This is a genomic window from Luteimonas sp. TWI596 (genome assembly GCF_039674105.1).
Lineage (GTDB): Bacteria > Pseudomonadota > Gammaproteobacteria > Xanthomonadales > Xanthomonadaceae > Luteimonas.
In genome coordinates, this window is the sequence record NZ_JBDJMU010000002.1 from 66,665 (window position 1) to 90,984 (window position 24,320).

24 protein-coding genes are annotated in these 24,320 nt (G+C 70.6%); 15 read left to right on the forward strand and 9 right to left on the reverse strand.

The window, feature by feature from the left end; genetic code table 11:
- Positions 1–111: 111 nt before the first annotated feature.
- The gene (locus ABE487_RS01655; RefSeq protein WP_346450693.1) at positions 112–1,026 is read right to left on the reverse strand and encodes an HAD family acid phosphatase; all 915 of its coding nucleotides are present in this window, start codon (positions 1,024–1,026) and stop codon (positions 112–114) included.
- 112 nt (positions 1,027–1,138) lie between these two features.
- Here ABE487_RS01655 and ABE487_RS01660 point away from each other — a divergent pair, with 112 nt between their 5' ends.
- Positions 1,139–1,792 carry a DUF480 domain-containing protein gene (locus ABE487_RS01660; RefSeq protein ID WP_346441814.1) on the forward strand — a complete coding sequence of 218 codons (654 nt, stop codon included), beginning with the start codon at positions 1,139–1,141 and terminating at the stop codon, positions 1,790–1,792.
- 36 nt (positions 1,793–1,828) lie between these two features.
- Here the strand turns inward: ABE487_RS01660 and ABE487_RS01665 are convergent, their stop codons facing one another.
- Positions 1,829–3,805, reverse strand: coding sequence for a UvrD-helicase domain-containing protein (locus ABE487_RS01665; RefSeq protein ID WP_346450695.1), 1,977 nt, complete (start codon positions 3,803–3,805; stop codon positions 1,829–1,831).
- Positions 3,806–3,880: 75 nt separating this feature from the next.
- Between ABE487_RS01665 and ABE487_RS01670 the strand changes: the two genes are divergently transcribed.
- A complete protein-coding gene (locus ABE487_RS01670) occupies positions 3,881–4,507 on the forward strand; it encodes a thymidine kinase (protein WP_346441812.1) in 627 nt (208 codons plus the stop codon).
- Between the two features lie 4 nt (positions 4,508–4,511).
- On the opposite strand, the gene mutM is transcribed toward ABE487_RS01670, so the two are convergent.
- The 3 genes from mutM to ABE487_RS01685 form a co-directional block, all read right to left on the reverse strand.
- Complete coding sequence (gene mutM / locus ABE487_RS01675; RefSeq protein ID WP_346450697.1) at positions 4,512–5,324, reverse strand: bifunctional DNA-formamidopyrimidine glycosylase/DNA-(apurinic or apyrimidinic site) lyase; 813 nt, start codon at positions 5,322–5,324, stop codon at positions 4,512–4,514.
- 114 nt (positions 5,325–5,438) lie between these two features.
- Positions 5,439–6,749: a diguanylate cyclase gene (locus ABE487_RS01680; RefSeq protein ID WP_346450698.1), complete on the reverse strand. Its 1,311-nt coding sequence runs from the start codon at positions 6,747–6,749 to the stop codon at positions 5,439–5,441.
- Between the two features lie 92 nt (positions 6,750–6,841).
- A complete protein-coding gene (locus ABE487_RS01685) occupies positions 6,842–8,098 on the reverse strand; it encodes a 6-phosphofructokinase (protein ID WP_346452857.1) in 1,257 nt (418 codons plus the stop codon).
- A gap of 118 nt (positions 8,099–8,216) precedes the next feature.
- Between ABE487_RS01685 and ABE487_RS01690 the strand changes: the two genes are divergently transcribed.
- On the forward strand, positions 8,217–8,795 hold the full coding sequence (locus ABE487_RS01690; RefSeq protein ID WP_346441808.1) for an adenylate kinase: 579 nt from the start codon (positions 8,217–8,219) through the stop codon (positions 8,793–8,795).
- A gap of 131 nt (positions 8,796–8,926) precedes the next feature.
- On the forward strand, positions 8,927–10,381 hold the full coding sequence (gene mpl, locus ABE487_RS01695; RefSeq protein WP_346450702.1) for a UDP-N-acetylmuramate:L-alanyl-gamma-D-glutamyl-meso-diaminopimelate ligase: 1,455 nt from the start codon (positions 8,927–8,929) through the stop codon (positions 10,379–10,381).
- On the opposite strand, the gene ABE487_RS01700 is transcribed toward mpl, so the two are convergent.
- Both ABE487_RS01700 and ABE487_RS01705 read right to left on the reverse strand, forming a co-directional pair.
- Entirely contained in the window at positions 10,366–11,160 is a 795-nt protein-coding gene (locus ABE487_RS01700) for an IclR family transcriptional regulator (protein ID WP_346450704.1), read from the reverse strand. The two genes, mpl and ABE487_RS01700, sit on opposite strands and share 16 nt — an antisense overlap.
- A 71-nt stretch (positions 11,161–11,231) precedes the next feature.
- Positions 11,232–11,903: a hypothetical protein gene (locus tag ABE487_RS01705; protein ID WP_346450706.1), complete on the reverse strand. Its 672-nt coding sequence runs from the start codon at positions 11,901–11,903 to the stop codon at positions 11,232–11,234.
- A 146-nt stretch (positions 11,904–12,049) separates the two neighbouring features.
- On the opposite strand from ABE487_RS01705, the gene ABE487_RS01710 reads away from it, so the two are divergent.
- From ABE487_RS01710 to ABE487_RS01745, 8 genes are all read left to right on the forward strand, one after another.
- Positions 12,050–13,309 (forward strand): MFS transporter, encoded by a 1,260-nt coding sequence (locus ABE487_RS01710; protein ID WP_346441804.1) that lies wholly within the window; start codon positions 12,050–12,052, stop codon positions 13,307–13,309.
- Positions 13,310–13,330: 21 nt separating this feature from the next.
- Complete coding sequence (locus ABE487_RS01715; RefSeq protein ID WP_337243299.1) at positions 13,331–13,540, forward strand: tautomerase family protein; 210 nt, start codon at positions 13,331–13,333, stop codon at positions 13,538–13,540.
- Positions 13,537–14,316 (forward strand): fumarylacetoacetate hydrolase family protein, encoded by a 780-nt coding sequence (locus ABE487_RS01720; RefSeq protein ID WP_346450707.1) that lies wholly within the window; start codon positions 13,537–13,539, stop codon positions 14,314–14,316. The genes ABE487_RS01715 and ABE487_RS01720 overlap by 4 nt, the downstream gene beginning before the upstream one ends.
- Positions 14,317–14,374: 58 nt before the next feature.
- Positions 14,375–15,319 carry an acetaldehyde dehydrogenase (acetylating) gene (locus tag ABE487_RS01725; protein WP_346450709.1) on the forward strand — a complete coding sequence of 315 codons (945 nt, stop codon included), beginning with the start codon at positions 14,375–14,377 and terminating at the stop codon, positions 15,317–15,319.
- Positions 15,316–16,362, forward strand: coding sequence for a 4-hydroxy-2-oxovalerate aldolase (dmpG, locus tag ABE487_RS01730; protein ID WP_346450710.1), 1,047 nt, complete (start codon positions 15,316–15,318; stop codon positions 16,360–16,362). Before ABE487_RS01725 ends, dmpG begins: the two co-directional genes overlap by 4 nt.
- On the forward strand, positions 16,359–17,147 hold the full coding sequence (dmpH, locus tag ABE487_RS01735) for a 2-oxo-3-hexenedioate decarboxylase (protein ID WP_346450712.1): 789 nt from the start codon (positions 16,359–16,361) through the stop codon (positions 17,145–17,147). The genes dmpG and dmpH overlap by 4 nt, the downstream gene beginning before the upstream one ends.
- 88 nt (positions 17,148–17,235) lie before the next feature.
- Positions 17,236–18,618 carry a DcaP family trimeric outer membrane transporter gene (locus ABE487_RS01740; RefSeq protein WP_346450714.1) on the forward strand — a complete coding sequence of 461 codons (1,383 nt, stop codon included), beginning with the start codon at positions 17,236–17,238 and terminating at the stop codon, positions 18,616–18,618.
- 103 nt (positions 18,619–18,721) lie between these two features.
- Positions 18,722–19,303 (forward strand): LON peptidase substrate-binding domain-containing protein, encoded by a 582-nt coding sequence (locus ABE487_RS01745; RefSeq protein ID WP_346450715.1) that lies wholly within the window; start codon positions 18,722–18,724, stop codon positions 19,301–19,303.
- Here the strand turns inward: ABE487_RS01745 and ABE487_RS01750 are convergent.
- Positions 19,280–21,292, reverse strand: a complete 2,013-nt coding sequence (locus tag ABE487_RS01750; RefSeq protein ID WP_346450717.1) for a bifunctional DedA family/phosphatase PAP2 family protein — start codon at positions 21,290–21,292, stop codon at positions 19,280–19,282. The two genes, ABE487_RS01745 and ABE487_RS01750, sit on opposite strands and share 24 nt — an antisense overlap.
- A gap of 95 nt (positions 21,293–21,387) precedes the next feature.
- On the opposite strand from ABE487_RS01750, the gene ABE487_RS01755 reads away from it, so the two are divergent.
- Positions 21,388–22,059: a serine/threonine protein kinase gene (locus ABE487_RS01755; RefSeq protein ID WP_346441797.1), complete on the forward strand. Its 672-nt coding sequence runs from the start codon at positions 21,388–21,390 to the stop codon at positions 22,057–22,059.
- Positions 22,056–22,562 carry a DUF2867 domain-containing protein gene (locus ABE487_RS01760; RefSeq protein WP_346450719.1) on the forward strand — a complete coding sequence of 169 codons (507 nt, stop codon included), beginning with the start codon at positions 22,056–22,058 and terminating at the stop codon, positions 22,560–22,562. The genes ABE487_RS01755 and ABE487_RS01760 overlap by 4 nt, the downstream gene beginning before the upstream one ends.
- Positions 22,563–22,581: 19 nt before the next feature.
- On the opposite strand, the gene ABE487_RS01765 is transcribed toward ABE487_RS01760, so the two are convergent.
- Positions 22,582–23,307, reverse strand: a complete 726-nt coding sequence (locus tag ABE487_RS01765; protein ID WP_346441795.1) for a hypothetical protein — start codon at positions 23,305–23,307, stop codon at positions 22,582–22,584.
- A gap of 107 nt (positions 23,308–23,414) precedes the next feature.
- Here ABE487_RS01765 and ABE487_RS01770 point away from each other — a divergent pair, with 107 nt between their 5' ends.
- Positions 23,415–24,230: an NAD(P)-dependent oxidoreductase gene (locus ABE487_RS01770; protein WP_346441794.1), complete on the forward strand. Its 816-nt coding sequence runs from the start codon at positions 23,415–23,417 to the stop codon at positions 24,228–24,230.
- Positions 24,231–24,320: the final 90 nt, after the last annotated feature.

Below are 24,320 nucleotides of genomic sequence, written 5' to 3' on the forward strand. Positions count from 1 at the left end.
TGCCGGAGGACTCGGTGTTGACGCGTTCAGCCTAGCGTGTTCATCAATCTGATGCAACGCATCAGGTTTGCCCCCTAAGTGGCTGAGGCCATGGAAGTTGCCTGCCCTGAATCACTGCGCCAAGTCGAGCGCCGCGCGTTTGGCGGCGCGGCGGGCCGGCGCAGGCTGGTCCCAAGCGTTGTTGAACTGCGCCGGCTCCCAGCCGCCGTAGGTCGGATTGGCCAGCATCCACCAGCGTTCGCCAAACCAGTCACCGTATTCATCGAGCAGCTGCGTACGGGCCTCGCCGGTGTTGGCCAGCACCTCGACGAAGTCGCCGAGTTGATCGCCGAACTGCATCAGCACGCGGTACTCGCGCCCGGCCAGCCGGCGACGGCAGGTCTTTTCGCTCCCGTGCTGTTCGCAGCCCTCCACGTGTGTGCCCAGTCCCAGGAACACGCTGTCGTCCTTCACCGGCAGGCCTTCGGCGCGCAGGTTGGCCAGCGTCGCCTCCTGCAGGTGCTGGGCACGGTTGGACAGGTAGAGGATGGTCACGCCCTTGGCCTCGGCGGCCTTCGCGAACTCGAGCACGCCCGGCACCGGGCGGGCTTTCTTCTCGGCAACCCACTGCGCCCAGGTGACTTCGTCGTACTCTTGGCCGTTCTGCACCAGGCGTGCCTGGTAGGGCGAGTTGTCGAGCACGGTCTCGTCGATGTCCATGATCACGGCCGGCGGCAGCGCGCGGGCGTCGCCCGCCAACGCGCGCTCGGCCGGCACCAGCGCGTCCCAGTTCGGCTCGGCCAGGGCCGCATCGAGGTGGTCGGCGGCGGCGCGGAACAGCGACAGGCTATTGGCGCGGTACTCCTCCGACCGCTGCATCCACAGCACCGCATTGAGGTTGTCGGCGGGCGCGCTGCTATCGGGGGCGGGCGCCGCAGCGGCTTGCGGCGCGGCCACGGGAGTGTCGGCGGGTGCGGCCACCGGCTTGCAGGCTGCGATCAGCAGCGCGCAGGCGAGCAGGGTCAGGGCGGGAAAGGTCGTGCGCATCGCGGAAAACCTGGGGATCGATCGGCCAGCGAGTGTAACCGCAGGTCTTCACGCCGGCATGACATCCAGGCGCACTCGGGCGATCATGCCCGCCCGTTCGACAGGAGCCGACATGCACCAGACCGCCCGCTGGCCGGAACTGAGCCCCGCCGAAGCCCGGGTGCTCGGGTGCCTGATCGAAAAACAGGCGACCACGCCTGACGTCTACCCGCTGACCGTCAACGCCGCGCAGTCGGCGGCCAACCAGAAGACCGCGCGCGAGCCGGTCATGGCGCTGAGCTTCGGCGACACGCACCACGCCCTGCGCCAGCTCGAGCAGCATCGGCTTGCACGGCAGTCGTTCTCTTCGCGCGCCGAGCGCTACGAACACGGCGTCGGCAGCGTGCTGGATCTGCCGCCGCCGCAGATCGCGCTGCTTGCGGTGCTGCTGCTGCGCGGCGTGCAGACCGCGCACGAATTGCAGGCGCGCAGCGAGCGGCTGCATGCCTTCGGCGACATCGAAGACGTGCGCCACCATCTGGAGCGGATGGCGGCCAAGGCGCTGCTGGTGCGCATCCCGCCGGGTGCGGGGCGCCGCGAGGAACGGTTTGCGCATCTGTTGTGCGGGCCGGTCGACGTCGAGGCCCTGCCGACCGCCGAGCCCCGGAGCGAGGCGGCGCGCGGCGACGCTGCGCTGGTGGCGCGCGTCGAGGCGCTTGAGGCCGAGGTGGCGGCGCTGCGCGAGGCGCTGGCCGCACTCGCGCCCAGTGAGACGCGCACACCCTGATGCCGGGGCGATGGCGGCCGCAGCGGCGGCCGTCGCTCAGCTGTCGAGCAGCGCCTTGATCGAGGCGAAGCCGTGGTTGGCGCGCTCGCGCTTGCGCTGCGCGTCGGCGACCGGGTCGGCGCCATCGCGCTGGATCTCGGCGGGCGGCAGTTCCTCGAAGAACCGGCTGGGGGTCAGCCGCAGCTTCTGGCCCCAGCGTTGGGTCTCCCGCGGATACGACAGCCACAGCTGTTCCTTGGCGCGGGTGATGCCCACGTACAGCAGCCGGCGTTCCTCGTCGATGCGGCCCTCGTCGATGCTCGACTCGTGCGGCAGGGTGTTGTCGTCCATGCCGATGATGAACACGTAGCGGAACTCCAGCCCCTTGGCGGCGTGCATGCTCATCAGCCGCACCTGGTTGCCGGCATCGCCCTTGTCGGCGTGCGTGAGCAGCGCCAACTGCGAGGCCAGTTCGCCCGGGCCTGCGCCGCGGGCGCCTTCGAACCAGTCGGCGAGTTCGTCGAGGTTGCCGCGGCGGATCCGGAACAGATCCTCGCTCTTGCACTGCGCCTGCAGCATCGCGAGCAGGCCCGAGCGTTCGTTGAGCTTGCGCACCAGTTCGCCTGCCGGCATGTGGCGCGCGTCGGCGCGCAGTTCGCGCAGGATGTCGGCGAACTCGCTCAGCGCATTGGCCGCGCGCGGCGTCAGCTGCTTGAGCAGCCCCATCGATTCGATCGCCCGCGACATCGGCATCTGGGCGCTGCGCGCAAGCTCGGCCAGCTTGGCCAGCGTCGTCTGGCCGACACCGCGGCTGGGGGACTGCACCGCGCGCAGGAACGCCGAGTCGTCGTCGGGGTTGGCCAGCACGCGCAGCCACGACATCGCGTCCTTGACCTCGCCGCGGTCCAGGAACGCGGTGCCGCCGCTCAGGTGGTAGGGCACGCGCAGCAGCTGCAGCGCCTTCTCCAGTGGTCGCGAGAGGTGGTTGCTGCGGAACAGGATGCAGAACTCGCTCCACTCGGCCTTGCGCGCGGACTGCAGAAAGTGGATCTCGCCGGCGACCTTTTCGGCCTCGTGCGCACTGTCGCGGCACTCCCACACGCGGATGCGCTCGCCATCGGGCTGCGCGCTCCACAGCGTCTTGGGGTGCTCGTGCGGATTGTTGGCGATCAGCGCATTGGCCGCGCGCAGCACGCGGTTGCTGCAGCGGTAGTTCTGTTCGAGCTTGACGATGCGCAGGGTCGGGTAGTCGTGCGCCAGCGCGGCCAGGTTCTCGGGATTGGCGCCGCGCCAGGCGTAGATGCTCTGATCGTCGTCGCCCACGCAGGTGAAATTGCCCTTGGGCCCGGCGATCGCCTTGAGCAGCCGGTACTGGGCGTCGTTGGTGTCCTGGCACTCGTCGACCAGCAGGTAGCCGATGCGCTCGCGCCAGCCCAGCACCGCGTCCTCGTCGGATTCGAGCAGTTGTACGGGCAAGCGGATCAGGTCGTCGAAGTCGACGGCGTTGAACGCGGCCAGGCGCTCCTGGTAGCGGGCGTAGAGCGCGGCGGCCTCGAACTCGCGCGCGCTGGTCGCCGCCGCGTGCGCCTGCTCGGGCGACAGCCCGGCGTTCTTGGCGCGCGAGACCAGGCCCTGCATCGCCTGCACCACGTCGGGCTTGGCGCCAGGCAGCAGGTCCTTGATCTGCGCGGCGGCATCGTCGGCATCGAAGATCGAAAACCCGCGGCGCAGCCCCAGCTTGGCGTGTTCGATCTGCAGCATCTTCAGACCCAGCGCGTGGAAGGTGCAGATCGTCAGCCCGTCGGCGGCGTCGCCGCGCAGGCGCTTGGCGATGCGCTCGCGCATCTCCTTGGCGGACTTGTTGGTGAACGTGATCGCGGCGATGCGCTTGGCCGGGTAGCGCCCGGACTGGATCAGATGGGCGATCTTCTCCACGATCACGCGCGTCTTGCCGCTGCCCGCGCCGGCCAGCACGAGCAGCGGGCCCTCGACGTGGCCGAGGGCCTGGGCTTGTTGGGGGTTCAGACCGTGCATCGGATGGGGCGTCTGTCTAGCGACGCATAGTGTACCGGCCGACGGCGCTGGCCCCTTGGCCGGTAGAATCTGGCGATGGCCAAGCTCTACTTCTACTACTCGGCGATGAACGCCGGGAAGACCACCACGCTGCTGCAGAGCGCGCACAACTACCGCGAGCGCGGCATGCGCGTGGCGATCCTGACCCCGCGGCTCGACGACCGTGCCGGGGTCGGGCGGGTGGCCTCGCGGATCGGGCTGTCGGCCGAGGCGATCGCGTTCGATCGCGACGACGACCTGCTGGCCTGCGTGCGCGCGCTGGGCGCCGGCGAGGACGTGCCCAGGATCGACTGTGTGCTGGTCGACGAGGCCCAGTTCCTGACCCGCGCCCAGGTCTGGCAGTTGTCGGAGGTCGTCGACGCGCTGCGCATTCCGGTGCTGTGTTATGGCCTGCGCACCGATTTTCGCGGCGAACTGTTCGAGGGCAGCCAGGCCCTGCTGGCCTGGGCCGACGAACTGAGCGAGATCAAGACCATCTGCCACACCGGCAAGAAGGCGACGATGACCGTGCGCGTGGACGAGCGCGGCTACGCGGTGCACGACGGCCCGCAGGTCGAGATCGGCGGCAACGAGCGCTACGTGTCGGTGAGCCGCGCCGAGTTCAAGCGCATCGCGCGCGGCGAAGGCCGGATCGAACCGGCCCAGCCCGAGTTGCCGTTGTAGCGGCTCAGCGCTGGCAGCGCGGGCACCATACGGTCGTACGTTGGGCGATCAATGCCTGGCGCATCGCGGCGCCGCAGCGCGGACAGGGCTCGCCGCCTCGGCCATACGCCAAGAGCTCCTGTTCGAAGTACCCCGGTGCGCCGCCTGGCGTGACGAAATCGCGCAGCGTGGTGCCGCCGCGCTGGATCGCGTAAGCGAGGATGCGGCGGATCTCGTCGGCCAGGCGTGCATAGCGGGCGCGCGAGATCTTGCCGGCCTCGCGCAGCGGCGAAATGCCGGCCGCGAACAGCGCCTCGGCGGCGTAGATGTTGCCGACCCCCACGACGATGCGTTGGTCCATCAGCAGCGCCTTGACCGGCGCGCGCCGGCCGCGGCTGGCATGGAACAGATGGTCGCCGTCGAAAGCCTCGCCGAGTGGTTCGGGTCCCAGGCCCTGCAGTAGCGCGTGGGTCTGGCCCGGCGGCTGCCACAGCAGGCAGCCGAATCGACGAGGATCGTGCAAACGCAGCACGCGCCCGGAATCCAGCGCGATGTCGACATGGTCGTGCGCAAGCAGCGGCACATCGGGCGTGAGCACGCGCAGGCTGCCCGACATGCCCAGGTGCAGCAATGCACTGCCGGCCGCGGTGTCGAGCAGCAGGTACTTGGCGCGGCGGCGGATGCCGTCGATGCGCTGGCCCGGCAACTGCGCGGCGACCTCCGGCGGGATCGGCCAGCGCAGGTCCGGCCGGCGCATGTGGACCGTCACGATCCGACGGCCTTCGACATGCGGCGCCAGGCCGGCGCGAGTGGTTTCGACTTCGGGCAGTTCGGGCATCGAGCGCGGGGCCGGGCGGTGCCGATGAGGGCGGAGCGGATCAAGATCGGGGGTCGATGCCGCGATTCAATGGCCGGGGCGTGAATGCGTGCCCTGGCGCCCGCGCAGCGCCGCCTACACCGGCAGCGTGGTCGGCAGAGGTTCGGTGGCCACGCGGTTGCGGCCAGCGTGCTTGGCCGCATACAGCGCGTGGTCGGCCAGGCGCAGCAGCGCGGCGACCGCAGCGGCGTCGTCTTCGGCGAGCGGCTCGCGCTGCGGGCGGCAGGTGACCACGCCGATGCTGACCGTCACCCGGCCCAGTGGGCTGGTGGGATGCGCCAGATCCAGCGCTTCCACGCGCGAGCGCACGCGTTCGGCCACATGCGCCGCGCCGGCCTCGTCGGTGCCGGCCAGCACCACGACAAACTCCTCGCCGCCGTAGCGGCTTACCGCATCCCCGGGCCGCGACACGGCCCGGCGCAGCGCGCCGGCGATCATGCGCAGACAGTCGTCTCCGGCCAGGTGGCCCACTCCGTCGTTGTAGGCCTTGAAGTAGTCCACATCCGCCATGCACAGCGACAGCGCGCTGCCATCGCGCCGCGCCCGGCCGATCTCCAGCGCCAGCCGCTCGTCGAGGTCGCGGCGGTTGTACAGGCCGGTGACGTAGTCCTGGCGTGCATAGCCCTCGAGCCGGCGGTTGGCCTGGGTGAGCAACTGCTCGGCCTGGCGGCGGGCGGTGATGTCCATCCAGGCGATCGACAACCCCGCTACGCGGCCGAGTGCATCGTGCAGCGCGTGCGGCGCGGCGTACAGCCAGCGAGAGCGCCAGGCGAATTCGTGGGTCGGCAGCGGCTGGCCGTCGCGCGCCCGGGCCAGGTCGGCGTCGAGCCACTGCGCCGCGTCGGGCAGCAGGTCGACCAGACGCAGGCCCGCGACCGGGCCGTCGTGGCCGCACAGCGCGGCCATCGCCCGGTTGCCCATGACCAGAGTGCCGGTGGCATCCACCGTGCTCATCGGCACGGCGGCATGGTCGTAGACCGCCTCGAGCTGCAGCACCCGCTCGCCGAGTTCGGAGATGTCGCGGTCGATGCCGCGGTAGCCGCGCAGTGCGCCGGCGCTGTCGAACAGCGGCACGCCGCTGGTCTCCAGCACCACGATGCGGCCGTCGGCATGCAGGTTGCGATTGACCAGCCCCGAGAACGCGCGGCGCTCGGCGACAATGGCCGCGAACGTCTCGCCCACGCGGACGGCCTCGGCTGGCGGCATGAAGTCGAACGGGGTGCGCCCGAGCATCGCCTCGGGCGGATGGCCGAGCAGGGCGGTGACCATGCGCGAGCAGTAGGTGTAGCGGCCCTGCGCATCGACCTCCCAGGCCCAGTCCGAGTTGTGGTCGAGCAGTTCGCGCAGATGCTGGAGATCGCGTCGGACACCGGCATCGGACGTCATCGGGGGGCCTACACGGGCGATCGGGCGGCACTCAATATAGCGCTGCCCTCGAAGGCCTTATGGTGAAGCCGGCGATGGTTCGGTCGTGCCGTTCAGCCGTCCCAGTCGGCCAGCGTGCGGGGCACGGCGGTCAGTGGCGGCGTCACATACTTCGGCAGGCCATCGCGCCCGTAGGGCGGCGGTGCCTCGCCGCGCACCAGGGGCTCGAGATAGCGGCGGGCGGCGGCGGTGATGCCGTAGCCGTCGCGGCGGATGAAGCCGGCGGGCATGGTCTTCTCATGGTTGGCGACCTTCTCCAGCGGCGCGGCCTCGATTTTCCAGCGGTACGGCGCGTCGGAGGTGCGTCGGATCACCGGCATGGTCGCGTTGCGACCGGCGAGGGCGAAGCGCACCGCCTCGCGACCGACCGCCATCGCGTGCTCGACGTCGGTCCTGGAGGCCAGGTGCCGGGCCGAGCGCTGCAGGTAGTCGGGCAGCGCCCAGTGCACCTTCAGGCCCAGCGCGTCCTTGACCCGGCCGGCCAGGTGCGCGGCGACGCCGCCGAGTTGGGCATGGCCGAACGCGTCGCGACCGCCGCCGGCGTCGCTGACGAAGCGGCCGTCTGCGGTGCGGATGCCTTCGCTGGCGACCACGACGCACCAGCCCACGCGCTCGACCACGCGGCGCACGTTGGCCAGGAAGTCGGCCTCGTCGAACGCGCGTTCGGGGAACAGGATCAGCTGCGGCGCCTCGTCCCGGTCCTGGCCGGCCAGGCCCGCGGCCGCGGCGAGCCAGCCGGCATGGCGGCCCATGGCCTCGTAGACGAAGACCTTGGTCGAGGTATCGGCCATCGCGGCGACGTCGAGGGCGGCCTCGCGCACCGACACCGCGGTGTACTTGGCCGCCGAGCCGAAGCCCGGGCAGCAGTCGGTGACCGCCAAGTCGTTGTCGACCGTCTTGGGCACGCCGATGCAGGTCAGCGGGTAATCGAACGCCCGGGCCAGCTTGGAGACCTTGAGCGCGGTGTCGGCCGAGTCGTTGCCGCCGTTGTAGAGGAACCAGCGCACATCGTGGGCGCGCAGCACATCGAGCAGGCGCTCGTAGCGCGCGCGATCGGCCTCGAGCGTGCCGAGCTTGTGGCGGCACGAGCTGAAGGCGCCGCCGGGGGTGTGCGCCAGCGCGCGGACCGCGGCGATCGGCAGCCGCGAGGCGTCGACCAGGTCCTCGCGCAGCGCGCCGAGGATGCCGTTGCGCGCGGCCAGCACGCGGATGCCTTGCGCACGCGCCTCCTGCAGGACCGCCGAGGCGGTGGCGTTGATGACGGCGGTCACGCCGCCCGACTGGGCGTAGAGCAGGGTTCCGGAGGGCATCGCGGGGCCTCGTCGATTCGGGTCGTGGCGGGATACGTTAAGCTGGTGCGGCCGTTCGCCGCCCTGCCCGAGTGTAGCTGCAGGACCGGAGGGCTCCCCACACTTGCAGGAGCGTTCGATGCGTTTGGTTCTTCTCGGAGCGCCCGGTTCGGGCAAAGGCACGCAGGCCGCACGACTGAAGGAACACCTGCAGGTGCCGCACATCTCCACCGGCGATCTGCTGCGCGCCGAAGTCGCCGCCGGCACGCCGCTGGGCCGCCAGGCCAAGGCGGTAATGGACCGCGGCGACCTGGTCTCCGACGAGATCCTGCTGGGCATGCTCGAAGATCGCCTGTCGCGCGAAGACACCCGTGCCGGCTTCATCCTCGATGGCTATCCGCGCAACCTTGCCCAGGCCGCCGCGCTCGATACGCTGCTGGCCAAGCTGGGCCAGACCTTCGATGCCGCGGTGCAGCTGGAGGTCGACAACGAGCAGATCGTCGAGCGGCTCGCCGGACGGGCGAAGGCGGAAGGGCGTGCCGATGACAGCCCCGAGTCCGTTCGCCACCGCCTGAACGTCTACGACCAGCAGACCGCGCCGGTGATCGGCTTCTACCGCGACCACGGCCAGCTGACGGTGGTCGATGGCGTCGGTCCGCTCGATGAGGTGTTCGGGCGCATCGTCGCGGCGATCGGCAAGGCTGACGCCGCAGCCTGAGCCGCGCCCGTCGCGCCGCCGGGTCCGGTGGCGGCGCGAATGCGGTGCCCGTCTTCCTCCCGGCGCGGCCGTCGGTCGTCCGCGCGCGCCGCAGCCGCCCGGCGCAGAGCCCCGTCCAGGACTTCCAGCCCGTGAAACTCCACATCCTCGGCATCGCCGGCACCTTCATGGGCGGCGTCGCGGCGCTCGCCCGCGAACTCGGCCACGCGGTCGAGGGCAGCGACCAGGCGGTCTATCCGCCGATGTCGACCCAGCTCGAACAACTGGGCATCGCGCTGCGCCAGGGCTACGACCCCGCGCACATCGGCGCCGACGTCGACCAGGTGGTGATCGGCAACGCGCTCTCGCGCGGCAACCCCGCGGTCGAGGCGGTGCTCGACGCCGGCCGCGCCTACACCTCGGGCGCGCAGTGGCTCAGCGAGCAAGTGCTGCCCGGGCGCGAGGTGCTGGCGGTCGCCGGCACGCATGGCAAGACCACGACGACGACGATCCTGGCCTTTCTGCTCGAGGCGGCCGGCCGCGCGCCCGGCTTTCTGATCGGCGGCGTTGCCGAGGACTTCGGCGTCTCCGCGCGGTTGGGCGGACCTGCCGATGCCCCGTCCGGCGCGGCGCCCCCCCCGTCCTCACAGGCGGGGGACGACGCGGCGCCGTCGGCTGCCTCCGCGCGACCGCTGTTCGTCGTGGAGGCCGACGAGTACGACACCGCGTTCTTCGACAAGCGCAGCAAGTTCGTGCACTACCGCCCGACGGTGGCGATCCTCAACAACCTCGAGTTCGATCACGCCGACATCTTTCCCGATGTCGCCGCGATCCAGCGTCAGTTCCACCACCTGGTGCGCACCGTGCCCGGCCGCGGACGGCTGATCGTCAATGGCCATGACGCGCGCCTGGGCGAGGTGCTGGCGATGGGCTGCTGGACGCCGGTCGAGCGCTTCGGCTTCGACCCCGCGTTCGAGTGGAGCGCCGAACGCATCGCCGCCGACGGCAGCGCGTTCCGGGTCCGCCGCCGCGGCATGGATGTGGGCACGGTCGACTGGCCGCTGCTCGGCGACCACAACGTGCTCAATGCGCTGGCCGCACTGGCGGCCTGCGCGGCGGTCGGCGTCGATCCGGCGGATGTGATGCCGGCGCTCGCGCGCTTTCGCAGCGTCAAGCGCCGGCTCGAGCTGCTCGGCCGCGCCCGCGGGATCACCGTCTACGACGACTTTGCGCATCACCCCACCGCGATCTCCACCACCCTGGCCGGGCTGCGGGCGAAGGTCGGGGAGGCGCGGATCGTCGTGGCGATGGAGCCGCGCAGCAATTCGATGCGCCTGGGCGCGCATGCGCAGGCCCTGGCGCCGTCACTCGAGGCCGCCGATGCGGTGGTGTTCCTGCATCGGCCGGAATTGGCCTGGGACGCGCAGCGCGTGGTCGAGGCGGTGCGTGGGCAGGCGCGCACGGTGCCCGATGCCGACGCGCTGCTGGACGCGCTCGCGGCGCTGGCGCGCGAGGGCGACCACGTGGTGTTCATGTCCAACGGCGGCTTCGACGGCGCGCCGCGGCGTTTTCTCGCCGGGCTCCAGGCCGATCAGTCGCCGACGTAACCCATCATCGTCGATAGCTCGGCCGCCGTCCGGCGCAAGGCCTCGACGTGCGCCGGGTCGGCCGTGGCCGGCAGGTAATGGATCGAGCCGACGATCGCCAAGGTGCCAAACAGCGCACCGCCGGCCTGCAGCAGCGGCGCGGCGAGCGCATTGATGCCGGTGAACAGCTCCTCGGGCGCGTCGGCCCAGCCGCAGTCGCGGACCCGGTCGAGTTCGCTGCGCAGGCGCGCATGCGTGGTGATCGTGCGCGGCGTCTCAGGTTCGAGCGGCTGCGCCAGATACTGCTCGCGCAGCGCGGCCGGCCCGTAGGCCAGCACCAGTTTGCCCTGCGCGCTGGCGTGGTGCGGGAAACGGCTGCCCGGCCGCAGGCTGATCTCCAGCGGCGAGGTGCCGCGCACCACGTCGATGACCGCCACCTCCTGCTCGGCATAGGAGGCGATGACGATCGTCTGGCCGACGGCGTCGCGCAGGCGTTCGAGTGCTGGCCGGGCCAGCGTGGTCAGGTCGAAGCGGCCGACGCAGGCCTTGCCCAGCAGATAGAGCTTCCAGCCGACCCGGTACTGGTTGGTGACCGGATCCTGGAGCAGATAGCCGTGATCGCGCAGCGCACGCAGGTGGCGGTGCGCGCGCGCCTTGGGCATGCCCAACTGTTGCGACAGCTGGGTGACCCCCAGCCCCTGGGGCGCGTTGGACAGCGCGTCGATGACCTGCAGCGACACGATGGCGGTGGGAAGCGACGCGTCCGCGGCGTCGTCGGAGGCGGGGCCGGCCTGGGCCATGGGGATCGTCCTGTGCGGTGAAGCCGATGAACGCGGCAAGGCCGCGCCCATCAGGGTACCCCGAGGCGATGTCACTGAGGTAGACGGATGTATCGCTCCGCGAAAACCCGATAGGTCTGCACCTTGGGTGCGTCGGCGTCTTCCTGGCGTACGTAGCGGATCGAGCTGCGGCCCTTGAGCTGGCGCGGCAGCAGGAAGCAGCGCACGAAGCGCGTGGGTTCGCGCTCGGTGGTCGGTGCCAGCACCGGGGCGGGGCCCAGCTCGAACCACGCCTGGCCAGGGCCGTGGCGCTGCGCCCGGCCCTGGGTCTCGATCCCGATTTCGCCCTCGGCGCAGATCCGGATGCCCGGGCCCTGGTGCACATGGGTCAGCGCGACCCCGCCGGGCGGGAAGCCCACCTCGTCGCAGCGCATCAGCCAGTCGAACCCGGGGTCGAGTTCAACAGGCGCTTCGAGCTTGAGCACCGTGCGGGTGGCCGGCGCCGAGGGCAGGCCCGGCGCGGCCGAGGCGGCGGTCGACAGTTCCCAGCGCCAGATGCGGACCGGCGCGGCACCGGTGTTGAGCGTCAGCGCGTCGTCGCCGACCCGCGCCGCCCCCTGCAACAGCAACGTGCCCGACACGGCGTCCTCCACCGTGGCCTCGCCCTGCGCCAGGTACAGCGCGCGCGGGGCGGACGGCAGATAAACCGGCGGGCAGTGGGCAGGCAGTTCGTCTTCGAACAGGCGCAGCATCAGGCTGGACATGGCAGTTCCTTGTTTCGGTGATCGATACAAAAATACGGTCTTGACTCTTCAGTCGAGACTTATCGTATAGTGATACCTGGGTATCGAGCAACGATACAAACGGCCGGGGGCACACCCCCTCAAGAATCGCCTCGGGAGGGCGTGCAATGGCGCAGAACACGGCAGGTGCGGGGCAGGGGACCGGCGAGCGCTGGTGGAAGGGCGCGAGCAAGCAGCAATGGCGCGCGTTCAACTCGGCCTATCTGGGCTGGATGCTCGACATCATGGATCTCATGCTGTTCGCGATGGTCATCAAGTACGTGATCGTCGACCTGGGCATGGACAAGTCGTCGGCCGGCCTGGTGATGTCGGCGACGTTGATGGCCACCGCCGCCGGCGGCCTGGTCTTCGGCTTCCTCGCCGACCGGCTGGGCCGGGCACGTTCGATGATGCTCAGCATCATCTGCTACTCGATCGGCACCGCCCTGTGCGGTCTGGCCGACACCCTCGGGCAACTGATGCTGTTCCGGATCATCGTCGGCCTCGGGGTCGGCGGCGAATGGTCGGCGGGCTCGGCGCTGGTCAGCGAGACCTGGCCTGCGAAGCACCGCGGCAAGGTCATGGCCTGGGTGCAGAGCGCGTTCGCGGCCGGCTACGCCGCCGCCGCGGTGGTCGCCGCGCTGGTGATCCCGGTCGGTGGCTGGCGCTGGGTGTTCGCGGTCGGCCTGCTGCCCGCGCTGCTGGCGTTCTATGTGCGTCGCCATGTCGAGGAGCCGGAGATCTGGCGCAACCAGACCCGGCGGCTGGGCTTCGGCGAGACCGTGCGCGAATTGTTCGGCGGGCCGTTCGCCCGCAACACCTGGATCGGCCTGGCCTTCACCACCGCGGCGATGTGCGGCTACTGGGGCCTGTTCACCTGGATCCCGACCTACCTCGCGACCCCGGTGGCCGACGGCGGCCCGGGGCTGGACCTGGTGAAGTCGACGATCTGGATCGTGATCATGCAGGTCGGTGCGGCCGCCGGCTTCATCACCTTCGGCTACTTCGCCGACCGCATTGGCCGCAAGAAGGCGTTCCTGCTGTTCTTCCTGGCCTCGGCAGTCGTGGTGCCGGTGTTCGCGACGATCCGCTCGCCCGACATGCTGATGGTGTTCGGCATCGTGGTCGCGTACTTCGGCACCGGTTTCTACAGCGGCTTTGCGCCGACGTTCGCCGAACTGTTCCCGACCTCGATCCGCGCCACCGCGCAGGGCTTCGTCTACAACGGCGGCCGCGCGATCGCGGCGATCGCACCGTTCCTGATCGGCTTCATCTCCACGCGCTACGGCGTCGGCAGCGGCCTGGTGACGACCGCGGCGTTCTTCGCGCTGGCCGGTCTGATCGTCTGGCTGTTCCTGCCCGAGACCAAGGGCCGCGAGCTCGCCTGATTTGCCCCCCAAGGAGACACCATGCCCATCATCCAGATCACCCTGGTCGAAGGCCGGGACACCGCCCGCGTGGAGCGCTGCATCCGCGAGGTCGCGCGCGTGGCCAGCGAGACGCTGGACGCGCCGCTCGCCTCGATCCGCGTGATGGTCACCGAAGTGCCGGCCAACCGCTTCGCTGTCGGCACTACGCTCAAGAGTGATCCGCCGACGCCCGCCGGGGGCGCGGCATGAGCATCGATTCGACCGTGCATGCCGATGCCCTGCACGCCGCGTTGCGCGACGCCGCGCCGATCGCGCCGCTGACCGGACGCGTCGATGGCCTGGACCTGGCCGGCGCTTACGCGATCGCACAGGCCGGCATCGCCCGGCGCGTCGCCGAGGGCGAACGCGTGGTCGGTCGCAAGATCGGCCTGACCAGCGTCGCCGTGCAGCGCATGCTCGGTGTCGACCAGCCCGATTTCGGCGTGCTGACCGATCGCATGGAGCATTCCGACCGTGGTGCGGTCGCGGTGGCCGGGATGATCGCGCCGCGTGCCGAGGGCGAGATCGCGTTCCATCTCAAGCGCGACCTGGCCGGCCCCGGGATCGGCCTGCACGACGTGCTGCTGGCGACCGAATCGGTGTCGGCATGCTTCGAGATCGTCGACTCGCGCATCCGCGACTGGAAGATCGGCATCCTCGATACGGTCGCCGACAACGCGTCCGCGGCCGCGTTCGTCACCTCGCGCACGCGGGTCTCGCCGCAGGCCCTGGACCTGGGCACCTGCGGCATGGTGCTCGAGAAGAACGGCGCACTGCTGTCCACCGGCGCCGGCGCCGCAGCGCTGGGTTCACCGCTCAATTGCGTGGTCTGGCTGGCCAACCAGCTCGGGCGCCTGGGCGATGGCCTGCGTGCCGGCGACACCGTGCTCTCCGGCGCCCTGGTCCCGCTGACCCCGGTCGTGCGCGGCGATCACCTGCGCCTGCGGGTCGGCGGCCTTGGCGCCCTCGACCTGCATTTCGACTGACCGACGCACGCCGCGTCCGCACTTCCCCACGCCCGCTTCAACGTTTCGAGGAGTCCCCATGCCCGTCAAGGCAGCCGTGATCGGTCCCGGCAACATCGGCACCGATCTGATGATCAAGATCCTGCGCCACGGCCAGCACCTGGCCATGGGCCCGCTGGTCGGCATCGATCCGGCCTCCGACGGGCTGGCGCGCGCGCGTGCGATGGGCGTGCAGACCTGCGATGCGGGCGTCGAGGGGCTGGTCGCCTCGCCGTTGTTCGACGACGTGCAGGTGGTGTTCGACGCCACGTCCGCCGGCGCGCATGTGCGCAACGATGCAGTCCTGCGGCAAGCGCGCCCGGACATCCGCGTGGTCGACCTCACGCCCGCCGCGATCGGTCCCTACTGCGTGCCGACCGTCAACCTCGAGGCGCACATCGACGCGCCGAACGTCAACATGGTCACCTGCGGGGGACAGGCGACGATTCCGATCGTAGCGGCCGTCGCCAGCGTCGCACCGGTGCACTACGCCGAGATCGTCGCCTCGATCTCCAGCCGCTCCGCAGGGCCGGGCACGCGCGCCAACATCGACGAGTTCACCGAGACCACCTCGCGTGCGATCGAGGCGGTGGGCGGGGCGCGCAAGGGCAAGGCGATCATCGTGCTCAATCCGGCCGAGCCGCCGTTGCTGATGCGCGATACGGTCTACGTGCTGTCCGAGGAGGCCGACACCGCGACCATCGCCGCAGCGATCGAGGCGATGGTCGCCGACGTGGCGCGCCACGTGCCCGGCTACCGGCTCAAGCAGGCCGTGCAGTTCGAACGTATCGAGCGGCCCTGCAATGTGCCCGGGATCGGCCCGACGACGGGCCTAAAGACCTCGGTGTTCCTCGAGGTCGAGGGCGCCGCGCATTACCTGCCGGCCTACGCCGGCAATCTCGACATCATGACTTCCGCGGCCCTGGCCACCGGCGAGCGCATCGCCGCGCGCCTGGCAGCCGCGCAGCCGGAGCCGACCCGATGAACGACCGCAAGCTCACCATTTCCGACGTCACCCTGCGCGACGGCTCGCATGCGGTGCGCCACCAGTACACGCTGGACCAGGTGCGCCGGATCGCCGGCGCGCTCGATGCCGCGGGCGTGGATTCGATCGAGGTCGCGCACGGCGACGGCTTGCAGGGGGCGTCGTTCAACTACGGCTTCGGCGCGCACAGCGACGTCGAATGGATTGCGGCGGTCGCCGAGACGGTGCAGCACGCGAAGGTCGCGACCCTGCTGCTGCCGGGCATCGGCACGGTCCACGACCTGAAGAACGCCCACGCCGCCGGCGCCCGCGTGGTCCGCGTGGCCACCCATTGCACCGAGGCCGACGTCTCGCGCCAGCACATCGAGGCGGCCAATGCGCTGGGCATGGATGCGGTGGGCTTTTTGATGATGAGCCACATGGCCGAACCGGCCGCGCTCGCCGGCGAGGCGAAGAAGATGGAAAGCTACGGCGCCTCGTGCGTGTACGTCGTCGACTCGGGCGGGGCGCTGGGCATGCAGGATGTGCGCGCGCGCTTCCGCGCGTTCAAGGACGTGCTCGATGCGCGCACCCAGACCGGCATCCACGCCCATCACAACCTGTCCCTCGGCGTCGCCAATTCGATCGTCGCGGTCGAGGAAGGCTGCGACCGCATCGACGCCAGTCTGGCGGGCATGGGCGCAGGCGCCGGCAATGCCCCGCTCGAAGTGTTCATCGCCGCCGCCTCGCGGCTGGGCTGGCGACACGGTTGCGACCTGCGCAGGCTGATGGACGCCGCCGACGACATCGTGCGCCCGCTGCAGGAGCGTCCGGTGCGCGTCGATCGCGAAACCCTGGCGCTGGGCTATGCCGGCGTGTATTCGAGCTTCCTGCGCCACGCGGAAGCCGCGGCCGAGCGCTTCGGCCTCAGCGCGGTCGACATCCTGGTCGAGCTGGGCAAGCGACGCATGGTCGGCGGCCAGGAAGACATGATCGTCGACGTCGCGCTCGACATGGTGCGCGCCCACGAAGGCGCCGCCTCGACACAGGAGGCCACGGCATGAGCCTGTCCCAGGAGACGGTCGCGCAACTGGCGACCCTGCTGCACGACGCCGAGCGCGACGTGCGCGACACGGTCAAGATCACCGATGCGCATCCCGCGCTGTCGATCGAGGACGCCTACCGCATCCAGGATGCGCTGCGCGCGCACAAGCAGGCGCGCGGTGTGCGCTGCGTCGGCATGAAGATGGGACTGACCTCGTACGCCAAGATGCAGCAGATGGGCGTCAACACACCGATCTACGGTTTTCTGGGCAGCGACAACGCGGTCGATGACGGCGCCGAGATCGAGGCCGCAAAGCTGATCCATCCCAAGGTCGAGGCCGAGATCGCCTTCGTGATGCGCGATGCATTGCAGGGGCCGGGCTGCACGCCCGAACAGGTCATGGCGGCGACGCTGTGCCTGCTGCCGGCGATCGAGGTCATCGACTCGCGTTACGAGAACTTCCGCTTCGACCTGCCCAGCGTGATCGCCGACAACACCTCGGCCGCGCGCTACGTGATCGGCTCGCGTCCGACCGCGCCGCAGGGCATCGACCTGGAGACCACGGGTGTGGTGCTGGAGAAGAACGGCCAGGTCGTCGAGGTCGGCGCTGGCGCCGCGGTGCTGGGCAATCCCGCGCTCGCGGTCGCGATGCTGGTCGACATGCTGCACGCCCGCGGCCAGTCGCTGCCGGCCGGCAGTGTCGTGCTCTCGGGCGCGATCACCGCCGCCGTCGCCGTCGAGGCGGGCGACAACGTCCAGGTCCGCGTCGACGGACTCGGCTCGACGGGCCTGCGCTTCGTCTGAGCCGCCGGGCCGGCCGCCGCGCCGGCGCCGCTGCTTTCGGTCGCCGCTCCAGCCCGGGGCGGGCCGCTGCTTGGGAGAGGGGAACCACATGTCCAGATCCAACGCGAAGCGATGGCTGTCGCCGATCGCCCTGGCCGTCGCGGCCGCCTGCATCGCGCCGGTGTCGGCGCAGGACGTCGACGTCGCCGCGGTCGAGGCGCGACTGGGCCAGATGGAGCGCGAAATGCGCGAACTGCGCGCGCTGCTCGACAGTCATCGCGGCACTCCGCCGCCGGCCACGACCGCAGCGGTGCCGGCGACTGCGACTGCGGCCACCGCCCCGGCGGCGGCAGCTTCGGGCAGCGCGGCGCCCGCCCGTAACCCGATGATGCCCGGCGCGGCGCCCGGCACCACGTTCTCGTTCGGCGGCTTCATCAAGTTCGATGCGATGACCACGCGCACCAGCGACGGGCAGATCGCCGACGGCTCGCCCGGCCGGCTGTTCTACTTCCCTGGCGCGACCCCGGTCGCGGCCGACGGCCAGGGCCAGAGCAGCACCTACAGCGATGTGCACGCGCAGTTCTCGCGCTTCTGGCTGGGCGCCGACACCGTCACCGACACCGGCAAGACGATCAAGGCCTACATCGAGGCCGACATGTACGGCGGTGGCAGCAACGCGCTGGCCGGCAACGAGGTGATCACCAACACCTATGCGCTGACCCTGCGCCAGGCCTACGTCAGCTACAACGGCTGGCTCGCCGGCCAGACATGGTCGAACTTCCAGGATGTCGCGGCGCTGCCTGACGCGGTCGACTTCACCGGACCATCCGAGGGCACGGTCTTCAACCGCCAGGCGCAGCTGCGCTACACGCGCGGCCCGTGGTCGGTCTCGGTGGAGAATCCGCAGACCACGGTGACCCCGTACCTGTCGCGTGCCGCGCGCTTCAACAGCGGTGACGACCGGCTGCCCGACGTCACCGCGCGTTGGATCACCCGCGGCGACTGGGGCCACTTCACCGTCGCCGGCCTGGCGCGTCGCTTCCGCAGCGGCGATGCCAGCGCGTCGGGCGCGGCGCTCAGCGTCTCGGGCCGGTTCAACCTCGGCGCCAACGACGATCTCCGCTACATGGTCAGCGGCGGCGACGGCATCGGCCGGTATCTCGGCTTCGCGCTTGGCAGCGACACCGTGCTCGACGCCGACGGCCGCCTGCACAGCCAACGCGGCTACGGCGGTTTTGCCGCATGGCGGCACGCGTTCTCGACCAAGTTGCGCGGCAATGTCATCTACTCGCTCGCCTCGCTCGACAACGACCCGCTGTTGACCGGCGGCAGCGTCACCGAGCGTGCGCAGTCGTTGCGCGTGAACATGATCTATTCGCCGGCCCGCAACCTCGACGTCGGCGGCGAACTGAGCTGGGCCGATCGACGTCTGGAGAACGGCCTGGAAGGCGATCTGCAGCGCGTGCACACGCACATCAAGTACAGCTTCTGATCGCGAGCGAGACCGTCTGCACGCCGGCCCGGCAACGTGCCGGCGCGCGGGCGGCACGCCACGCAGGATGACGATGCCGTCGTGCAGCCACTAGGATGGCGGCATGACGACATCCGCATCGCTGCCGTTGTTCCCACTCGATGCCGTGCTGCTGCCTGGTGCGTCGCTGGCACTGCGCGTGTTCGAGTCGCGCTATCTCGACATGCTCCGCGAATGCGGTCGTCGGGGCAGCAGCTTCGGAATCTGCCTGATCCTCGAGGGTGGCGAGGTCGGCGGGCCGGCAACGCCGGCCGGCGTCGGCACCGAAGCGTTGATCGAGGATTTCGACACCGGCGCCGATGGCTTGCTGCGGCTGCGTGTGCGCGGCGCACGACGCTTTCGCGTCGAGCGTACCCGCGTCCGCGACAACGGGCTGGTGGTTGCCGATGTCGACTGGTGCGCACCCGATCCGGCGATCGAGCTGCAGCCCGAGCACGCCCTGCTGGGCGTGGTGCTGCGCAAGATACTCGAACGCATCGACGGCGCCGACCGCGCGTTCCCCGAACCCCGGTTCGACGATGCGGCGTGGGTCGGTTGGCGGTTGGCCGAACTGCTGCCGCTGGCCGCCTCCCAGCGCCAGCAGCTGCTGCAGCAGGACGACCCGGACATTCGCCTGGAGAGCCTACTGCGGCTGGTCGACGACTGAGCCGTCGCCGGCGATGCGCAGCCGCAAGGTCGGTACGCCCGATTGCGGATGCACGTCCTCGCGCCATTCGAACCCCGTCAGCACGTCGCGCAAGCCCAGATGCACGCCGTGCGCATCGGGCTGCGGCTGCCATAAGCTGAACAGGCCGAGCGGTCGGGTCAGCAGCATCGACTGGCTGGTGCCCAGCCACAGCGGCTGCGCATCGTCGAGCTGCACCGGGGCACGCCACAGCCGCAGGACCTCGATCCGGGATTCGTCGGTCACCCGACGCATCAACAGCGATTCTGCATTGGTATCGAGCGTGGCCGGCAGCACCGGCTTGTTGGCAGATGGCACATCGTCGTCGAGCAGATTGAGCACCTGCATCCAGTCGGCCTGCGGCTGAACCTCCCAGCCCTGCGCCTGGAGCCGGGCCTGCAGCGGCGACAGCGGGCCGGCGACCTGCAGGTCCAGCGGCCAGCGATGGGCCGGGTCGCGCTCGCGCAACTGGCCGGGCAACTGCGACCAGTCGCGTGCCCACCAGTCGCCGACCGTCATGGTCCACGCCGGGGGGGATGCGACGAAACGCGCCAGCAACGGATCGACCGCGCGGGGCGCATGCCACAGCGCGGCCAGCGCGAAGGTGACATAGAAGATCGTCGCCACCGGCCGCATCCAGAACGAGCGGTCCACATGGCGGCGATAGGCGATGCCCAGCACCAGCAGCCAGACGATGCCCAGCAACATGCCGCCGACGATGTCGCTGAGCCAGTGCGCGCCCAGGTACAGCCGCGCAAAGCCCAGCACCGCGACCACCGCGCCCGACACCAGGTACGGCCAGACCCGCGAGCGACCGGGCAGCTCGCGTGCGATCAGCACCGCAAAGAAGCCGAAGACGATCGTCGCCATCGTGATCTCGACCGCCGGGAAGCCGAAGCCACCATGCGCGGTCGGCGGCCTGGGCATGTCGATCACCGCGCCCAGCAGCGCGGTCAGCGCCATGCCGAAGGCCAGCGCCGCCAGCCAATGCGCCGCGCCCAGCCAGCGGCGCCGCCAGATCAACCAGCCGAGCGTCAATGCGACCGCCGGACCGAGCACATGCACATCGCCGATCGAGGCCAGGCCGGCCATCAGCCGGTCCGCCAGCGGGTTGCGCAGTTCGTACATGAACTGGAACACGGTCTGGTCGAGCAGCAGCGGCTCGCCGCGCATGATCACCGTCGCGAGCAGGGCGAACCAGGCCCAGCCGATCGCCAGCAGGCAGACCGCCAGGATCGCCAGCGAAGCCGATTCCGGGCGCCGCGGATCGACCAGCGCCGCCGCGTAGCGACCCAGCCGTGGATGGTGACGCGTCCAGCCGAGCAAGCGCGCGAGCAGGCTGTTGGCGTGCGCGTCGAACCAGCGATAGGTGTAGAGCACGATCGCCCAGGCCAGCGCCAGCACCGCGACCAGCGCACCGAGCACGATCGCCAGCCGGTCGGCGACCGCGGCGACCGCATCATAGGACGCGCCGAACAGCCAGCCCGGCGCCAGGAACAGCGCGCCCCACGACAGGCAGGCCACGCCGCTGACCGGCAGGTAGCGCCGCAACGGCATCTTCGCGATGCCGGCGATCGCGGGCACGAACGGCCGGATGGCGCCGACGTAGCGCGCGATCAGGATGCTCTTGATGGCGTTGCGGCGGAACAGGGTCTCGCCGCGATCGAGCAGCTGCGGAAACTTGTGGAACGGCCACACCGTCCGCAGCCCGTGGCCCCAGCGGCGGCCGACCCAGTAGCTCAGCCCGTCGCCGGCCAGTGCGCCGAGCGCGGCGCAGGCGACCGCATACGGGCCGGAGATCTCGCCCAGGCCGATCAGCACGCCGATCGCGAACAGCAGGGGCAGCGCCGGCACGATGGCGCCGAGCACGATGACCGAGTCGCAGAAGGCGATCAGGAAGATCACGATGCCGGCCGCGACCGGGTGGTCGCCGACCCACCCGATGAGGCTGTTGAAGAAGTCGCTGAGCATCGCGCCATTATGGCAGGGCATCGCGCTCGGCCCGCCTTGTCCCCACCCCCGCGTCGGCCGACGTTAACCCCCGGCCCGATCCGTACAATGCGGCCATGTCATCGCCCGTCGACTCCGCCACCGAGGTACGCGCGCTCAAGTCCGACAGCTTCGGCCGCATCGCGCTGATGCGCGGTGCCGACGGCGGCCTGTTCGTGCGCCGGGACCTGCGCCACGTGCCGCTGTGGCTGCGGCTGCCGGCCTGGTGGCTGGCGCGCCGCGAGGCGCGCGGGCTGGCCCGCGTGCGCGGCATGGCCGACGTGCCCCAGCTGCTGCGCTGGGACGGGCGGCGGCTCGACCGCAGCTACATGGCCGGTGCGGCGATGTACCAGCGTCCGCCGCACGGCGATCTGGCCTATTTCCGCCACGCGCGGCGCCAGTTGCAGGCGCTGCATCGGCGCGGCCTGGCGCACAACGACCTGGCCAAGGAGGCGAACTGGCTGGTGCTCGACGATGGCCGGCCGGCGATCATCGACTTCCAGCTCGCCGTGGTCGGCGCGCCGCGTTCGCGCTGGATGCGGCTGCTCGCGCGCGAGGACCTGCGTCACCTGCTCAAACACAAGCGCACCTATTGCCGGGCCGCGCTCACCCCGGTCGAGCAGCGCCTGCTGCGGCGGCGCTCCTGGGTGCGCGATCTGTGGTTCCGCACCGGCAAGCCGGTCTATCGCGTGGTCACCCGCAAGCTGCTGAAGTGGGAAGACAACGAGGGCCAAGGCCCCAAGCCTTGACGCCGCGCGTGGTGTCCGGCGTGCCCGACGCGCGCAGTGCGCTGTACGCGCAGTTGCCCGGCGCCGATTTCCGCCATGCCAGCCGGGTCCAGACCGTGCGCGGCGGCCGTACGGCATTGCAGGCCTATCGCGACCTCGCCGCCGCCGTGCCGAACTGGTTCGATGGCCTGATGGCGGTGCGCAATCGCAGCCTGCGGCTGTTGGGCATGAAGGACCTGGGCGCGCTGCGCGCGGTGCAGGCGAGCGACACGCCGCGGCCGGGCGAGCGCCTCGGCATCTTCACCCTGCAGGCGCTGTGCGACGCGGCGATCGTGCTCGAAGACGACGACCGGCATCTACGCGTCCAGTTGGCGGTGCAATGGCATGACGCGGCCATGCTCGAAGTGGCCACGGTCGTGCACGTCCACAATGCGTTCGGGCATCTGTACATGCAGCCCGTCGCACCGATCCATCGGCTGATCGTGCCGCACCTGCTCCAGCGCCAGGTGCGCGCCTACAGCTGAGCGTGGGCCGTCAGAACCGTCAGTCGGCCCCGCGCAATGCCAAGAGGTGACGTCCGATGTACCGGCGGTCGGCGTCGAAGTCGTAGCCCAGCGCTAGCGTGCCGAGGTCCTCGCAGGCATGGCAGCTGCGCATCGGGATCTCGAAACGCAGGCGCAGGCCGCCGTCGGCCAGGGCTTGGCTGCCTGCGGCCTTGGCCGGCGCGAACGGCACCGCATCGGGATGCGCCTCGAAGAATGCACCGAGGTCGGGATGCGAGCGCCCCGCGCCGTCCGGCAGCACATCCTCGTCCACATCCACCGCGTGGCCGTCGGCATCGACCAGCCACAAACCCTCGTTGGTGTTGGCGCGGAACGGATAGGTGATCTGTGCATGGCCCACACCGTCGATCGAGCGCCAGCCGCTGACATGGCCAGGGTCGCCGAGTGCGATCAGGCGGGTGGTCGCGGCCAGCGCCTCGGGCGAGGCTCCGCCGGCGCGCATGGTCGACAGCATGCAGTCGTCGATCGTTGCCGTACCGGTGCGGCAGGCCGACAGGTCGCCCTGCCAGACCGACGCCGGCCCCACCACCAGATCGTCGCCGTCTGCGACCGTGTCCGGCTCCGTGGGCGCCTGCATCGATGCGGCCTCCGAGGCCGGCTGCGCAGCAGGGCGTGCGGCCGATGCAGGGCCGTCGGCGGCATCAGGCGTCGCGCCGCCGCAGGCGGCCAGCGACAGGGCGAACAGGGCGAGAGCGGCACGGCGCATCGACAGGACCCGGGTCGGAAGGGCCGGTCAGTATCGCGCCGCCGCCTGAACGCGGCCAGCGCCGCGCGCGCATAATGCGTCCGACCACTCCATCGACGGGACTTGGCATGTCCACACTGGCCGGCAAGACGCTCTTCATCACCGGTGCCTCGCGCGGCATCGGTCTGGCGATCGCCCTGCGCGCTGCGCGCGATGGCGCCAACGTCGCGATCGCCGCGAAGTCGTCGGTGCCCAACCCCAGGCTGCCGGGTACCATCCACAGCGCGGCCGACGCGGTGAACGCGGCGGGCGGCCAGGCCCTGGCACTCAAGTGCGACATCCGCGACGAGGACCAAGTGCGGGCCGCAGTCGCCGCCACCGTCGACGCCTTCGGCGGGATCGACATCTTGGTCAACAACGCCAGCGCGATCTGGCTGCGCGGCACCCTCGACACGCCGATGAAGCGCTTCGACCTGATGCAGCAGGTCAACGCCCGCGGCAGCTTCCTGTGCGCGCAGGCCTGCCTGCCGCATCTGCTTGCCGCCCCCGAACCGCACATCCTGACCCTGTGCCCGCCGCCGTCGCTCGATCCCAAGTGGTGGGCGCCGCACACCGGCTACACGCTGGCCAAGATGGGCATGAGCTTCGTCACGCTGGGCCTGGCGGCCGAGTTCGGCCCGCAGGGGGTCGCGGTCAATGCGTTGTGGCCGCGCACTCTGATCGGCACCGATGCCTTGAACATGATTCCCGGCGTCGAGCGCGGCAACGGCCGCAGCCCGGCGATCATGGGCGATGCGGCGCACGCGATCCTGGTACGGCGCGCTGCCGGCTTCCACGGCCAATTCCTGATCGACGACGAGGTGCTGCGCGAGGCGGGGGTCGAGGACTTTTCGCACTACGCGCTCGATCCGAGCCAGCCCTTGCTGCCCGACCTGTTCCTGTAAGCGCGTCCACGCGCCTTCGGCCCGTGGATTCCGCGAATCGGCGGTCCGGTCGGCGCCCGAATGCGCGAGAATGCGCGATTCCACTCCCCG

Excerpts from the sequence above, each read along its gene's own strand:
- ABE487_RS01745 (WP_346450715.1), top strand. The coding sequence starts at position 18,722 with ATGACGACATCCGCATCGCTGCCGTTGTTCCCACTCGATGCCGTGCTG.
- ABE487_RS01720 (WP_346450707.1), top strand. The coding sequence starts at position 13,537 with ATGAGCATCGATTCGACCGTGCATGCCGATGCCCTGCACGCCGCGTTG.
- ABE487_RS01655 (WP_346450693.1), bottom strand. The coding sequence starts at position 1,026 with ATGCGCACGACCTTTCCCGCCCTGACCCTGCTCGCCTGCGCGCTGCTG.
- ABE487_RS01670 (WP_346441812.1), top strand. The coding sequence starts at position 3,881 with ATGGCCAAGCTCTACTTCTACTACTCGGCGATGAACGCCGGGAAGACC.
- ABE487_RS01710 (WP_346441804.1), top strand. The coding sequence starts at position 12,050 with ATGGCGCAGAACACGGCAGGTGCGGGGCAGGGGACCGGCGAGCGCTGG.
- ABE487_RS01680 (WP_346450698.1), bottom strand. The coding sequence starts at position 6,749 with ATGACGTCCGATGCCGGTGTCCGACGCGATCTCCAGCATCTGCGCGAA.
- ABE487_RS01660 (WP_346441814.1), top strand. The coding sequence starts at position 1,139 with ATGCACCAGACCGCCCGCTGGCCGGAACTGAGCCCCGCCGAAGCCCGG.
- dmpG (WP_346450710.1), top strand. The coding sequence starts at position 15,316 with ATGAACGACCGCAAGCTCACCATTTCCGACGTCACCCTGCGCGACGGC.
- ABE487_RS01725 (WP_346450709.1), top strand. The coding sequence starts at position 14,375 with ATGCCCGTCAAGGCAGCCGTGATCGGTCCCGGCAACATCGGCACCGAT.
- ABE487_RS01690 (WP_346441808.1), top strand. The coding sequence starts at position 8,217 with ATGCGTTTGGTTCTTCTCGGAGCGCCCGGTTCGGGCAAAGGCACGCAG.
- mutM (WP_346450697.1), bottom strand. The coding sequence starts at position 5,324 with ATGCCCGAACTGCCCGAAGTCGAAACCACTCGCGCCGGCCTGGCGCCG.
- ABE487_RS01665 (WP_346450695.1), bottom strand. The coding sequence starts at position 3,805 with ATGCACGGTCTGAACCCCCAACAAGCCCAGGCCCTCGGCCACGTCGAG.
- ABE487_RS01765 (WP_346441795.1), bottom strand. The coding sequence starts at position 23,307 with ATGCGCCGTGCCGCTCTCGCCCTGTTCGCCCTGTCGCTGGCCGCCTGC.
- ABE487_RS01740 (WP_346450714.1), top strand. The coding sequence starts at position 17,236 with ATGTCCAGATCCAACGCGAAGCGATGGCTGTCGCCGATCGCCCTGGCC.
- ABE487_RS01715 (WP_337243299.1), top strand. The coding sequence starts at position 13,331 with ATGCCCATCATCCAGATCACCCTGGTCGAAGGCCGGGACACCGCCCGC.
- ABE487_RS01750 (WP_346450717.1), bottom strand. The coding sequence starts at position 21,292 with ATGCTCAGCGACTTCTTCAACAGCCTCATCGGGTGGGTCGGCGACCAC.
- ABE487_RS01705 (WP_346450706.1), bottom strand. The coding sequence starts at position 11,903 with ATGTCCAGCCTGATGCTGCGCCTGTTCGAAGACGAACTGCCTGCCCAC.
- ABE487_RS01700 (WP_346450704.1), bottom strand. The coding sequence starts at position 11,160 with ATGGCCCAGGCCGGCCCCGCCTCCGACGACGCCGCGGACGCGTCGCTT.
- ABE487_RS01770 (WP_346441794.1), top strand. The coding sequence starts at position 23,415 with ATGTCCACACTGGCCGGCAAGACGCTCTTCATCACCGGTGCCTCGCGC.
- ABE487_RS01755 (WP_346441797.1), top strand. The coding sequence starts at position 21,388 with ATGTCATCGCCCGTCGACTCCGCCACCGAGGTACGCGCGCTCAAGTCC.
- ABE487_RS01685 (WP_346452857.1), bottom strand. The coding sequence starts at position 8,098 with ATGCCCTCCGGAACCCTGCTCTACGCCCAGTCGGGCGGCGTGACCGCC.
- dmpH (WP_346450712.1), top strand. The coding sequence starts at position 16,359 with ATGAGCCTGTCCCAGGAGACGGTCGCGCAACTGGCGACCCTGCTGCAC.